Genomic DNA, 13,041 nt, shown 5'->3' with positions numbered 1-13,041 from the left:
TCGGTTCAACCGGCGGTGGTCGCGGGGACGGCCGTGGGGACGGCCGTGGGGACGGCCGTGGGGACGGCCGCGGGGACGGGGCGGGCCGGGACGTCCGCCGGGGCGAACACCTCCTCGGCCGGGACCGGCCGGGCGAAGTGGTACCCCTGCAGCACGTCCGCGCCCAGGTCGCGCACCAGGTCGGCGGTGCGGGCGTCCTCCACGCCCTCGGCGACGACGTGCATCGACAGGCGGTGGGCCAGGTCCACCAGCGCCCGCACGATGGCCGCGTCGGCCGGGGCCTGCGGGGCGGCCACCACGAAGGACCGGTCGATCTTCAGCTCGTCCACCGCGAGCTGGCGCAGCATCGTCAGGGACGTGTAACCGGTGCCGAAGTCGTCGATGGACACCCGCGCACCGGCCTCGCGCAGCGCGGCCAGCACCGTCGCGGCACCTTCGGGGTCCAGCAGCAGGGCGCTCTCGGTGACCTCCAGCGTCAGGACGCCCGGGGCCAGCCCGTTCGTCGTGATGGCCCGGCGCACGGCGTTGACGAGGGAGGGGTCGCCCAGGACGACGGGGGAGACGTTGACCGCCACCGACACCTCGTGGCCCGCGGCGCGCCACGCGGCGCACTGGGCGGCGGCAGTGCGCAGCACCCAGTGGGTCAGCCCGACGATCGCGTGGCTGCGCTCGGCCAGCGGCACGAACGCGCACGGCCCCAGCAGCCCCCGGGTGGGGTGCTGCCAGCGCACCAGCGCCTCCAGGCCCAGCGTGCGGCCGGTGCCGGCGGCCACGAGCCGCTGGTAGTGGACGCGGAGCTGGCCCTCCTGCACGGCCGCGGGCAGCTCGGCGTGCAGGCGCAGGGCGTCGGCGTCCACGGTCGCCGCCCCCTCCGCGACCGCCACCCGGTGCTGGTCCTCGACGGCGTGGACGGCCGCGACGTCGGCGAGGGCGAGCAGGGCGTCGACCTCGCGCCCGTGCTCGGGGGCGCAGGCCACCCCGACCGAGACGTCCGGGCGGACCTGCAGCCCCTGGCCGGGGCCGTCGCCGGTCAGGACCACGTGCTCGCGCAGCACCTGGCGCAGCACCCGGCCCTCGTCCTGCGCGGTGCGGGTCGGGTCCCCGGTGCCGTTCAGCTCGGCGGGCCGCACCACCGCGAGGGTGTCCTGGTCCAGCCGGGCCACGACCGCCCCGGGCAGGTCCCCGGCCCGCAGGGCGCACTCGGTGATGACCTCCTCGGCCGCGGCCGGCCCCAGCGCCAGGCGCAGCTCGCGCAGGTCGTCGAAGTGGACGACGCTCACCGTCACCTGCCCGCCCAGGCCGTCGCCCTCCTGCAGCCGGTGGGCGCAGGTCTCCAGCAGCCCCGCCCGGTTCAGCAGCTCGGAGCTGGCGTGCCGACGGGCCCGGTGGGCGGCCAGCAGCAGCAGGGACCGGACCCCCAGGACCGGCAGCACGGTGGCGGCGGGCAGGGCGAACAGCCAGCCCGGCACCTGCTCGGGGTGCCCGGAGGTGACCAGGGCCACCGGCAGCAGCACGAACGGCAGCGCCGTGGCCCCGACGACCCGGCGGGTCGAGCCCAGGAACGGGATGTGCACCGCCGTGGCCGCGTACAGGCCCACGAGCACCCCCACGGCCGCGGACCCGTCCGCGCACCAGACGAGCACGGAGGTGGACACGGCGGCGGACACGACCCCCGTCCGGGGGCCGGGCAGCGGCCACCGGCGGGTCAGCAGCATGGCCAGGCTGCTGGTGAACCCCATCGCCGCGATGACCAGGACCGGCGCGCGGTGCACGTCCGCCCACCCGGGCACCAGCGCCACCGAGGCGCCGACCATGCTCGTGAGCAGGTACCCGGCCCCGACGAGGGAGCGGCTGGGGCCCTCGTCGCCGAGGTCGGCGGTCGGCGCACTGCTTCGACTGGTCACCATCTAGAAATCGGAGGCCGGACCGGCCCCATCCATCGGCCGTACGGGTGACACCGCGACCTCGGGCGGGACCCGGGGCCGTCCCGTCGCACGGTGCCTCAGCCCGCCGCGGGGGGCGGGACGTCCTGCGGGTCGCGCACCGCGCACGCGCAGAGCGCGGCGAGCGTCAGCACGACCACGAGGGCGAGGGTGAAGTTCGCACCGACCATGTGCTTGACGAGGTCGGAGGCACCCTCGGTGAGCATGACCACCCAGAACTGCGAGGTCAGGGCCACCAGCAGCACCAGGGCGGTGCCGCTGATCGCGCGGGTGGCGAGCTGGCGCCGGCGCGTGAGGGTGATCGTGGCGCAGACGGCCGCGCACAGCAGGTAGGTGGCGATGAGCAGGGCGGGCCTGCCGTCGAAGGCGCCCTTCCAGAAGTCCTGCACCACGCACACCCGGCACTCGAAGGCTCCCCGGGGGTGCCCGGCGGAGGCCGGGTAGGAGTAGACGTAGTCCGCGCGCAGCACGCCCATGCCCTCCACCCCGCGGACCATCATCGACCACAGGCGCTGGGGGGGGCCTGCAGGTAGACGAGCACCCGCCGGGTCAGGCCGGCGCGCTCGCTGAACCCGACGAAGTCGAGCGAGTTGGCGGCGCTGCCCGGCGCGCCGATGGCGATCCCCGAGGACTCCGCCATCGCGACGGGCAGGTCCAGGGCGCGGAGGTCGCCGACGGGGTCGGGGCTGTGGGGCAGCATCTCGATGAACACGGCGGCGTAGTCGTTCTGGGTGGTGAAGCGGTCCGGCTGCGCGTGCAGGTAGGCGCCCGAGCCCGCCACGAGGGCGACGGCCAGGCCGAGCGCGGGCAGCCGCCGCAGGAGCTGGGAGCCCGAGGACCCCGGGGCGGCACCGGGACGCCGGGACGCCAGGGGGCGCAGCAGCAGCAGGGGCACCACCGCGGCCAGCACGGTGGCGTTCTGCGTCTTGGCGCCGATCAGCAGCGCGGTGGCCGCGGTCACCAGCAGCAGGTGGTGCACCCGCACGCGGGGGGTGCGCAGCAGGGCCAGGACCGCGGCCGTCAGGGCGAGCAGGCCGGTGAAGCTGCCCGGTTCGGAGGAGGCGGAGGCGAAGTACCCGGCGAAGGCGCCGTCGGCGGTCGTGACGAACAGCGCCCCGGCCAGCAGCACCCGGGTGACCCACCGGCGCGCGGCCAGCACGGCGATCGCCGCGATGAGCGCACCGACGAGCACCGAGGACAGCAGGGCCACGAACCGCAGGTCCAGCCCGTCCAGGCCGGTGAGGGCGTGCGTGAGGCGGGTGGCGACCCAGGCCACGACGAGCTGCGTCGAGCGGTACGGCTCCCCGACGGCGCCGCAGTCCTCCCCGTACCAGGTGTGGTCGTACCAGAGGGGGTGGAACCAGTCCCGGGTGGAGGTGTCGTAGCCGTTGCCCTGGCGCAGACCCAGCTGGCACAGCAGGCGGTGCCCGTCGCCCTGGTCGCTCATGCCGATGAGGCCGCCGCCCAGCATCCGCAGGGCGAACAGGGAGCTGCACAGCGCCGTCAGCAGCGCGAACGGCGACGAGAGCGCCCTCCGGGCCGTGCGCCGCGCACGGACGAGGCCGCTCACCGCGCCACCAGCCCGGCGCGCAGGGTGCCCGTGCGCGGGGCGCCATCGGTGACCAGCCAGCACTGGGTCCGGCCCTCCCCGCGGACCTGCGCGCGCCAGCCGGCCCCGCCGGCACCGGGGGCGGTGCCGGTGTAGGCGCGGCCGTTGTCCTCGCAGGCGGCCCGCCGGTCGGCGTCGGCCACCCCGGGGTCCACGTCCCCGGCGCGTTCGGCGTCGTGCGGGCGCTCGCAGGTCAGCAGCGCCTCCCCGTCCGCGCACAGGCGCACCCGGGCGGAGTCGGGGTGGGCCATGATCCCGCGCAGCGGGACGTCGAGGCGGGGGACGGTGGCCGGCGGGGCCTCCACGACGAGGTCGCACAGCACGGTGCGCACCCCCCGCCGCCACTCGCTGCGCGTGGGGTGCTTGACGAAGACGGACACACCCCACTGGCTGTCCAGCTCCCCGGCCCCCGGGTAGGGGCGCAGGGGCTCCAGCGGGCAGCTCGTGCCCGAGCCGAGGACCTCCGGCTCCGGCCGGTCCGGCCCCAGCCGGGAGACCTCCCCGGTCAGGGTGCCGAAGGCGTACGTCTCCAGGGTGTGCGGCGTCGTGCACGGCACGGCGGGGGAGCTGTCGCTGAGCCCGGTCATCTCCTCGGCCGTCGTCTTGTCCTTGCACGTGCCGATCCGGACGGCGTCGGTGGCCATCCCCACCGGCGGGGCCCCGCAGGCGCCGGTGAGCAGCGCGACGAGCGCCAGCACGGGGACCGCGGCGGGGCCCCGCCGGGGCCGTGACCGGCGGGGCGGGTGGGCAGGGGGGTGACGTCGCACGGGGGGCTCCTGTTCGCGCCGGTGACCCCTCCCCATCGGCACCCCGCCCACCACCCTGAGCGGTCGGGACACTCAGACCTGCTGCAGCACAACCGCTCCGTCCCGGGCCAGCGTCGCGATCCGCTGCGCGGCCAGCCCGTCGCCGTAGGGGCTGGGGGCCGCCGCGATGCGCGCCAGCGACTCCGCCGACAGCATCCGCTCGGCGTGCTCCACCAGGTCGGCCGGCTCGCTGAGCACCGAGAACCCGGCCGCGACCGACTCCGGGCGCTCGGTGCTGGTGCGCACCACCACCAGGGGTTTGCGCAGCACGGTGACCTCCTCCTGCACCCCGCCGGAGTCGGACACCAGCAGGTGGGCGCTGCGGGTGAAGGCCAGGAACGTCCGGTAGTCCACCGGGGGCAGCACGCGCACCGCCGCGGGCACCGCCACCCCCCACGCCGCCAGCGCCTTGCGGGTGCGCGGGTGCAGCGGCAGCGCGACCGGGACGCCCAACCGGCCCAGACCGTCCAGCAGCACCCCCAGCCGGGCGGGGTCGTCGGTGTTCTCCGGCCGGTGCACCGTCGCGACCACGCCGCCCGGGGCCACGCCGTGCTCGGCGAGCAGCCGCGCGGTCTCCTCCTCGGACGGGCACAGGGCCGTCACCGCCTCCACCACGGGGTTGCCGGTGACGAACACCGACCCCGCGGGCACGGCGCCGTCGAGGAGGTTGCGCGCGTTCTCCGGCGTCGCGGCGCAGTGGACGTCGGCCAGCGCGGAGATCAGCAGCCGGTTGGTCTCCTCCGGCATCGACCGGTCGTGGCTGCGCAGACCGGCCTCCACGTGGACCACGGGGATCCCCAGGTAGTGCCCCGCCTGCGCGCCGGCGTTGGCGGTGTTGGTGTCGCCCTGCACCACGACCGCCCGCGGGCGCTGCCGGGTGAAGCGGTCGGCGAGCCGGTCGACCATCCTGGCGACCTGCTGGGCGCGGGTGCCGCCGCCGACGCCCTCGACGGCGCGCGCCAGCGGCTCCAGCCCGCAGGACCGCAGGACCGCGTCGGTCAGCTCCGGGTCGTAGTGCTGACCGGTGAAGACCCGCGCGCCGTCGGCGCCCAGGGCGTGCAGGACGGGCGCCTGCTTGATGATCTCCGGGCGGGTGCCGAAGACGACGGCGACCTTGCCGGTGAGGTCGGTGCTCTCGTCAGCCACGGCGGGTGCTCCTGCCGGTGAGGGCCTGCAGGACGGGACGGCGGAACCGCAGGCCCACGGCGGCCACGGCCGCGGCGGCCAGGGGCAGGGTGGGGCCGGGCAGGGCGTCGGTGGGGACGGTCTGCGCGTTGGCGCCGCAGGTGACGGTGCCGAGGTTGACCGCGGCGACCCCGGTCAGGAGGTTGATCGTCAGGGCGGTGGCCTGGACCGTCCCGGTCGGGTTGGTCGGCACCGTGTGCAGGGCCAGGGTCGCGATCCCCTTCACCTCCACCCCGTCGTTGGGGCCGGGATCGGCCTTCAGGGTGAGCACCGTCACCCCGGCGGTGGTGACCCGGGCGTTCGCCAGGGTCACCCTGCTGGTGGAGCCCGGTGCGGACGACGCGGTGCAGGAGGCGACGATCGCGTCGGCCTTGAGGATCGTGCCCTCGATCGCGGGCGTCACGACCTTGCCGAGGAGCTTCACCTCGGGGGTGCCCGGGACCAGGGTGATCTGCACGCCGCCCGAACCGTTGGAGACGGCGCAGTTCCCGTCGGCCCCGATGGTGATGCCACCGCCGGCGCCGACGATCCCGGCGCAGGCGGCGGAGGTCCCGTCCTCGCGGGCCACCGCGGTCTGGACCAGGGCACCGGCGGTGATGCCGCCCTGCCCGCCCAGGACCGACAGCAGCGGGGTCTGCGCCTGCGTCGAGGTCCCCCCCGACCCCGGGTTGAACGCCGTCGCCGTCCCGGAGGTGATGGCCGAGGAGCCGAGGGCGCCGACCGTCACCGCGTTCGCGGTGGCGACCGAGGTGTCGGCCGCGGCCGACGTCGCCGTCGCCAGCCCGAGGGCGGCGGCCCCGGCGACGCCCGCGGTGAGCAGGCGTCCCCAACGGCGGGGAGTGGTGGTGTTCTCGTCCATGTGCTGCTCCTTCAGGTGCTCGGGACCGGGGTGGGGGTGGGCAGGGGGGTTTCCGCGACGGGCCGGTCGTTGGCCCGGGCGGTCTTGTGCCACTCGGTGCGGCCCCGCAGGACGCGGAACAGCGCGCGCCAGGCGCAGATCTGCAGCAGGTACCCGTAGCCGATGTTCGCCACGGCCATCCACAGCGCGCCGCGGCGGGTGACGAACGTCCCGCAGTGGGTGCGGTAGAAGGACCCCCACAGCGCGTGCGGCAGGACGCCGAACAGCAGTCCGAGGGGGATCAGGCCCCAGGCGCCGGCGAGCAGCCAGCGGTCCGGGCCCTGCGGGTCGGTGAACGCGTACCAGCACGTGACGAGGGCGGTGAGGGGGAACACCACGCTGCCGAAGACCTGCGAGAACGGGACCCACATGTAGTGCGCGATCTCCAGCGCCCCGGGGATCGAGATGCGTTCGGAGTTCAGGACGCCCCACAGGTACCGCAGGCACTGGATGTTCCCCTGCGACCACCGGGTCCGTTGCCGCAGCAGGGGTCCGACCCTGTTCAGGCCGTCCTGGGCGACGAACGTGTCGTGGCAGTACTCGGTGCGGTGCCCGGCCAGCAGCACGTGCAACCCGAGTTCGAAGTCCTCCAGCAGCGCGCCGTGCCACGGGGTCCCGTGCTCGCGGGCGACGTCGTCCAGGGCGGTCAGGCGCGTGAACTGCCCGTTGCCGCCCATCGCGACGCTGCCGGTGCGCCGGCGCAGGAACTGCATCGCGGCGATGGGCCCGGCGAACTCCAGGTCCTGCAACCGGACGAGGAGGTGGTCGCCCCTCGTCCGGGCCCGGGACCCGACGAGGCGGTCCAGGTCGGTGCCGACGAGGGCGTCGACGTCCTCGGTGATGCGCACCTGCACCTGCACGGCGCCGACGGTCGGGTCGCCGAACAGGGTGGGGCCGGCGATGACGTCGGGGCAGAACTGCTCCAGCCGGCCGTCGGCGTCCACCACCCCCACGACGACGCGGGAGCGGTCAGCCCCCTCGGGCAGTTCGGCGCCGATGCGCCGCCACGCCTCGTTGAGGGCCTCGCCCTTGCCCTGGCGGGCGTTCGGGGGGCGGCGGCTGATGAGCCGGACCTTCTCGTGCCGGGTCGCCAGCCAGGTGAGGAGTTCGTGGGTGTGGTCGCGGGAGTCGTCGTCGATGCACCACACGGTGGCCTCGGGGAAGGTGTCCAGCAGGTGCTGGACCGTGCCGACGATGACCGTCTCCTCGTTCAGGCACGGGATGACGATGTGCCAGTCGACGTCGGCGCGGTCGCCGAGGTCCACCTCGCGGTGGCGCAGGAAGGGGCGCAGGACGGTGATGACGTAGCTGAGGAACAGCACGCACAGGACGAACGCCGCGGTGTTCAGCAGCGCGAGCCCCAGGTGGACGCTACCCACGGCCTACCGCCCGGGCGCCGCGGGTGAGCAGGACGAGGAACGTCAGCCCGCCCAGGACGATGCCGACGGTGCTGACGATCGAACCCGCCAGGACGTGGGTGACGCCGTAGCCGCGTTCCAGGCCCCACAGGTGGATGCCGGTGGCGATGGTCAGCAGCCGCAGCTGGTTCACGGTCGCGACGACGACCGCGGCGACCCCGAGCGAGCCGAGGGTGACGACGGCCGGCATCCGCCGCACCGGCAGCAGCAGCGCCGCCACGAGGACGAACGGCACCAGCAGCACGACGGCGCTGCACCCGATGGTCACGGTGTGCCCGGCCAGGACCCCGTCGACCCGGTAGAGGGTGTTGTCGGCCAGGCAGCGCGCCTCCGGGCCCCAGGTCCGCCGGACCAGGAAGGCCGAGACGCAGGCCTCGGCGTGCCGCACGGCGCGGTCGTGCCCGAGCAGGACGACGGTGCCGGTCAGCAGCGCCGCGGTCAGCGTGAGGCGCACGGGGCCGATCCGGCGCAGCGCCGGCGCCAGCCGCCCGGCGGGGGGCGGGACCGGGACGGCGCTCACGGGCGCACCCCGTCGCGGCGGGCGCTGTAGAGGCGCTGCTCGGCCAGCAGCCAGACGGCCCCGAGGTCCCCGGCCTCACCCGACGTCGCCCAGGCGGTGCTGGCCGTGAACCCCTCCGAGCGCAGGGCGGTCGCCACCTCCTCGGCGGTGGCCGCGACCTCGTCGGGTTCCACGTCGGGCAGGACGGCCCCGAACTGGCGGGCGTTCAGCCGCGAGACCAGCGCGTCGGGCAGGGCCCGCACGATCGCCTGGGTGGCCCGCTGCAGCCGCGCCGAGGACCGGACGAGACCCACGTCGACGACGAGCAGCGCGACGGGCAGGCCGCGCTCGGCGCAGCGCCGGTCCTCCTCGCGCAGGACCGCGCCCCAGCCGGTGCGGCTCGACAGCGAGGTGACCTTGTCCGCGGCCCGGCGGCGCACGGCCTCGCGCTCGGTGGCCCGCTGGGCCTCGTCGTCGCGGACCTCGGCGTCCAGGGCCTGGGTGAGCAGCTCGCTGAAGGCCCGCAGGACCGGTTCCAGGCCGGGGGTCACGACCGGTGCCGGGCGGGTGCTCCAGCCGGCCAGGACCCCGAGCAGGCGCCCGTCGCGGTCGTGCAGGGGCAGCCCGGCGTAGGCCGTGACCCCCAGGGCGAGGGAGAAGGGGGCGCGGGCGTAGTTGGGCACGTCGGCCACCACGGGGGCCACGGTCGGGCCGAGCCCGCTGGCCATGCGGCGGCACGGCGTGTCCGACCAGCGCACCCGGCGGCCGGTGGTCACGGACCGGGACCCGGTCGAGACCGCCAGCGGCAGCAGCGTCTCGCCGTCGACCCGCCCCAGGTACCAGGTCTCCAGGCCGCTGGAGCCGGCCAGGGCGTCGACGACCTGGCGGGCGCTGCGGCGCAGCGAGGTGCCGGCCACGTCCTGCGCCGCGGGACGGCGGGCGCGCGTGCGCAGCACCGCGGTCGAGGGCGAGGGCGGCGTGCTGCGGGCCGCGAGTTCCACCAGGTTCACGCAGAAGGCATCGGACCGGGCCGGGCCGGTCCGTATCCGCCGAACGAGTACTAGATTTCTACAACAACCTGGGGGCGCAGACGTCTAGAAGGAGCCGGTCGCTGCCGATGCCCTCACCGTGACTCCTCCTCCTGCCGCCCCGGCCGCCCCGCGCAGCCTGCGCCGCCGGGCCGCCGTGCTCGTCCTGCCGGTCGTGGTCCTGCTGGTGGGGATCGGCGGCACCGTGGGCGTCAGCCTCGGGCTCGACGCCGCCGGTTCCCGCCGGGCCCAGGAGGCCAGCCAGGCGCTGGTCGACGAGCAGGGCCGGGCCCTGGGGGACGCCGTGAAGCAGTACAGCACCGTCCTGGACGCCCTGAGCCAGGGGATCGCCGAGCAGGCGCCGACCGAGGACCCCGAGTTCGACACCATGTCGGCCGTCGCCGACGCCCTGCCGGGGCTGTCGAGCCTGAGCTACACGGTGCCCGTGGCGCAGGACCCGGCGGCCGTCACCGCGGCGCAGGAGCGGTTCCGGGCCCAGTTCGACGCCCCCATCACCCTGCACCCGGCCCAGACCCAGGTCGGGGAGCACCGGTTCATCGTCGCCTACCGCGGCATCGGCACGCGCGAGACCCTGCGCGGGGTCGACGCCGCCGCCGTGGGGCCGGTCGCCGTCGCCGCCACCACGGCCCGGGAGACCGGGTCGCTGGCGATCTCGGCGCCCTACGTCCTGCTCGCCGACCGGTCCCTGCCGGTCGAGGAGCAGCAGCAGTCCGTCGTCCTCACCGCCCCGGTCCTGGGCGGGCGCGGCCAGGTCGACCAGGACGTCTTCCGCGGCTGGGTCGCCGGGGCCTTCCGGGTGAGCGACGTGCTGACCTCCAGCGCCCGCTCGGCCGGCGGCGTGGACGGGCGCCTGCAGCTGTGGGACACCACGGACCGGGCCGCCCCCGTCCTCATGGGCCAGGTCCACGAGCAGGGGCGGCTGTCCGACCACCCGGCGCAGAGCGCCACCGTCATCGCCGGCACCCGCCGGTGGACCCTGTCCGCCGTGCCCACCCGGGCGGCCGAGGACCGGGCCACCGGTGCGGGCCCCTTCGTCGCCCTCGTCGTCGGCGGGGTGGCCTCGCTGCTGCTGGCCGGGCTGCTGTTCTCCGTCACCGCCGGCCGCGAGCGCGCCAAGCGCGACGTCGAGCTGGCGACGGTGGAGCTGGCCGAGGAGGTCGCCTCCCGGCGTCGCAGCGAGGAGGCGCTGCGCACGCGCGAGTCCGAGCTGGACGCCTACAGCACCGTGGTCGCCGACCGGCTGCGGCTGCCGCTGGCCCGGTTGTCCGAGATGGCCGGTGCCGCCCGCGAGACCGACGGCTGGACGTCGGCGGACTGGCAGACCCGGCTGGACCGGGTCGACCGCCGCCTCGACACGGCCCGCCGCCTCGTCGACGACCTGCTGCTGTACGCCCGGGTCAGCGAGATGGCCCTGACCGAGCGCACCGTCGACCTGCTGGCCCTGGGCACCCTCGTGGCCGACGGGCAGGAGGCCCTGAGCGCCCACCTGCCTGACGAGCTGCAGCCGCGCATCGAGGTCCAGCCGCTGCCGGAGGTCGTCGGGGAGCCCTGGCTGCTGCAGCAGGTGCTGCAACGGCTGGTGGACAACGCCGTCGTGCACGCCCCGTACGGGCAGCCGGCCGTCATCACCCTCAGCGCCGACCTGACCGGGTCGCGGTTCCGGGGGGAGGTCTGGCGCATCGAGGTGCGCGACCGCGGCCTGGGGGTCCCGGCCGAACGCCGGGCCACCGTCTTCGAGCCCTTCGCGGGGGAGGACGCCGAGGTGGAGCGGCGCACGAACCACCTGAGCCTGGCCCTGTGCCGGCGCATCGTCCTGCGCCTGGGCGGCGACATCGGGCTCGACGACGACCCCCGCGGGGGCAGCGTGTTCTGGTTCACCCTGCCGGTGCGGACCACGGCCGGCCGGCCGGCCGCGCAGCCGCCGTCGGCGCGCCCGGTCCCCGCCCTGGGCTGAGTGCCGCCGGACCGGCGGCCGCGTAGGCTGGAGGGCGCTCCGGCGCGCGGTGATGCCGCTCGAGGGCCCAGAGGGGCCGTGCCGGGGGAACGTCACGAACCGTCACGAGAGGACGAGAATGTCTTTCGAGTACCAGGTCCGGGACCTCTCCCTGGCCGAGGCCGGACGCCACGAACTGCGTCTGGCCGAGCACGAGATGCCCGGGCTCATGGCGCTGCGCGCCGAGTTCGGCGAGTCCCAGCCGCTGGCCGGCGCCCGCATCGCCGGTTCCCTGCACATGACGGTGCAGACCGCCGTCCTCATCGAGACCCTCGTCGCGCTGGGCGCGCAGGTCCGCTGGGCCAGCTGCAACATCTTCTCCACCCAGGACCAGGCCGCCGCGGCCGTCGTCGTGGGCTCGGGCACTCCCGAGGCGCCCGCGGGCGTCCCCGTCTTCGCCTGGAAGGGCGAGACGCTGCAGGAGTACTGGGCGCTGGCCGAGCGCATCTTCGACTGGGGCACCGACGAGCAGGGCCACCGCATCGGCCCGAACATGATCCTGGACGACGGCGGCGACGCCACCATGCTCGTCCTGGAGGGCAAGCGCTTCGAGGCCGCCGGCGCGGTCCCGGCCACGACGCCGGAGGACTCCGAGGAGTACGCCGTCGTCCTGGAGCTGCTGCGGGGGAGCCTCGCGGAGGACCCGCAGCGCTGGACCCGCGTGGCCGACGGCATCCGCGGGGTCACCGAGGAGACCACGACGGGCGTGCACCGCCTGGCGGAGTACCACCGCAACGGCGTGCTGCCCTTCCCGGCGATCAACGTCAACGACTCGGTGACGAAGTCGAAGTTCGACAACAAGTACGGCACGCGGCACTCCCTCATCGACGGGATCAACCGCGGCACCGACGTCCTCATCGGCGGCAAGACGGCCGTCGTGCTCGGCTACGGCGACGTCGGCAAGGGCTGCGCGGAGTCGCTGCGCGGCCAGGGCGCGCGCGTGGTCGTCACCGAGATCGACCCCATCAACGCCCTGCAGGCCGCGATGGACGGGTACCAGGTCGTCCGCCTCGAGGACGTCGTGCGCACCGCCGACATCTTCATCACCGCCACGGGCAACAAGGACGTCGTCATGGCGGCCGACATCGCCAAGATGAAGCACCAGGCCCTGGTGGGGAACATCGGCCACTTCGACAACGAGATCGACATGGCCGGCCTGGGCCGGATCGCGGGCGTGGAGAAGGTCGAGATCAAGCCGCAGGTGCACGAGTGGCGCATCCCCGCCTCCGGCACCGGCGAGGACGCGGTGCAGGCGCACAGCGTCATCGTCCTGTCCGAGGGCCGGCTGCTGAACCTGGGCAACGCGACGGGGCACCCGAGCTTCGTCATGTCGAACTCCTTCGCCAACCAGGTCGTCGCCCAGATCGAGGTGTTCACCAAGCCCGAGGAGTACCCCGTCGGGGTGCACCGCCTGTCCAAGAAGCTCGACGAGAAGGTCGCGCGCCTGCACCTGGACGCCCTCGGCGTCCGGCTCACCGAGCTGACGAAGTCGCAGGCCGAGTACATCGGCATCGACGTCGAGGGCCCGTACAAGCCCGAGCACTACCGCTACTGAGGCACCACCACCGAGGCACCACCGGCGCCCGGCACCCCTCGGGGGGCCGGGCGCCGTCGTGCCCCGGCGCGCGGACGGCGCCCGGA

11 protein-coding genes are annotated in these 13,041 nt (G+C 75.3%); 2 read left to right on the top strand and 9 right to left on the bottom strand.

Annotation, left to right across the window (positions count from 1 at the left end; all coding sequences use genetic code 11):
* Positions 1-5: 5 nt before the first annotated feature.
* The 9 genes from AB2L27_RS12525 to AB2L27_RS12485 form a co-directional block, all read right to left on the bottom strand.
* Complete coding sequence (locus tag AB2L27_RS12525; protein ID WP_370441806.1) at positions 6-1,907, bottom strand: EAL domain-containing protein; 1,902 nt, start codon at positions 1,905-1,907, stop codon at positions 6-8.
* Positions 1,908-2,002: 95 nt separating this feature from the next.
* Positions 2,003-2,443: a glycan biosynthesis hexose transferase WsfD gene (wsfD, locus tag AB2L27_RS12520; protein WP_370441805.1), complete on the bottom strand. Its 441-nt coding sequence runs from the start codon at positions 2,441-2,443 to the stop codon at positions 2,003-2,005.
* Positions 2,440-3,513, bottom strand: a complete 1,074-nt coding sequence (gene wsfD / locus AB2L27_RS12515) for a glycan biosynthesis hexose transferase WsfD (protein WP_370441804.1) — start codon at positions 3,511-3,513, stop codon at positions 2,440-2,442. The genes wsfD (AB2L27_RS12520) and wsfD (AB2L27_RS12515) overlap by 4 nt, the downstream gene beginning before the upstream one ends.
* Positions 3,510-4,250, bottom strand: a complete 741-nt coding sequence (locus AB2L27_RS12510) for a septum formation family protein (protein WP_370441803.1) — start codon at positions 4,248-4,250, stop codon at positions 3,510-3,512. The genes wsfD (AB2L27_RS12515) and AB2L27_RS12510 overlap by 4 nt, the downstream gene beginning before the upstream one ends.
* 141 nt (positions 4,251-4,391) lie before the next feature.
* Positions 4,392-5,504, bottom strand: a complete 1,113-nt coding sequence (gene wecB, locus AB2L27_RS12505) for a non-hydrolyzing UDP-N-acetylglucosamine 2-epimerase (RefSeq protein ID WP_370441802.1) — start codon at positions 5,502-5,504, stop codon at positions 4,392-4,394.
* Positions 5,497-6,402, bottom strand: a complete 906-nt coding sequence (locus AB2L27_RS12500; RefSeq protein ID WP_370441801.1) for a hypothetical protein — start codon at positions 6,400-6,402, stop codon at positions 5,497-5,499. The genes wecB and AB2L27_RS12500 overlap by 8 nt, the downstream gene beginning before the upstream one ends.
* An 11-nt stretch (positions 6,403-6,413) precedes the next feature.
* Positions 6,414-7,820 (bottom strand): glycosyltransferase family 2 protein, encoded by a 1,407-nt coding sequence (locus AB2L27_RS12495; protein ID WP_370441800.1) that lies wholly within the window; start codon positions 7,818-7,820, stop codon positions 6,414-6,416.
* The gene (locus AB2L27_RS12490; RefSeq protein WP_370441799.1) at positions 7,813-8,379 is read right to left on the bottom strand and encodes a hypothetical protein; all 567 of its coding nucleotides are present in this window, start codon (positions 8,377-8,379) and stop codon (positions 7,813-7,815) included. The genes AB2L27_RS12495 and AB2L27_RS12490 overlap by 8 nt, the downstream gene beginning before the upstream one ends.
* Positions 8,376-9,368 carry a hypothetical protein gene (locus AB2L27_RS12485; RefSeq protein WP_370441798.1) on the bottom strand — a complete coding sequence of 331 codons (993 nt, stop codon included), beginning with the start codon at positions 9,366-9,368 and terminating at the stop codon, positions 8,376-8,378. Before AB2L27_RS12485 ends, AB2L27_RS12490 begins: the two co-directional genes overlap by 4 nt.
* Positions 9,369-9,486: 118 nt before the next feature.
* On the opposite strand from AB2L27_RS12485, the gene AB2L27_RS12480 reads away from it, so the two are divergent.
* Together AB2L27_RS12480 and ahcY are read left to right on the top strand one after the other, a co-directional pair.
* Positions 9,487-11,361: a sensor histidine kinase gene (locus tag AB2L27_RS12480; RefSeq protein ID WP_370441797.1), complete on the top strand. Its 1,875-nt coding sequence runs from the start codon at positions 9,487-9,489 to the stop codon at positions 11,359-11,361.
* 118 nt (positions 11,362-11,479) lie between these two features.
* Positions 11,480-12,955, top strand: coding sequence for an adenosylhomocysteinase (ahcY, locus tag AB2L27_RS12475; protein WP_370441796.1), 1,476 nt, complete (start codon positions 11,480-11,482; stop codon positions 12,953-12,955).
* The last annotated feature ends 86 nt before the right edge of the window (positions 12,956-13,041 follow it).

The organism is Kineococcus halophytocola (genome assembly GCF_041276425.1).
GTDB lineage: Bacteria > Actinomycetota > Actinomycetes > Actinomycetales > Kineococcaceae > Kineococcus > Kineococcus halophytocola.
The sequence above is the reverse complement of the archived record's forward strand: the minus strand, read 5'-3'. Positions and strand labels throughout refer to the sequence as shown.

Bases quoted from the DNA above. Each gene is read 5' to 3' on its own strand.
- AB2L27_RS12525 (WP_370441806.1), bottom strand. From the start codon at position 1,907: ATGGTGACCAGTCGAAGCAGTGCGCCGACCGCCGACCTCGGCGACGAG.
- wsfD (WP_370441805.1), bottom strand. From the start codon at position 2,443: ATGATGGTCCGCGGGGTGGAGGGCATGGGCGTGCTGCGCGCGGACTAC.
- AB2L27_RS12500 (WP_370441801.1), bottom strand. From the start codon at position 6,402: ATGGACGAGAACACCACCACTCCCCGCCGTTGGGGACGCCTGCTCACC.
- ahcY (WP_370441796.1), top strand. From the start codon at position 11,480: ATGTCTTTCGAGTACCAGGTCCGGGACCTCTCCCTGGCCGAGGCCGGA.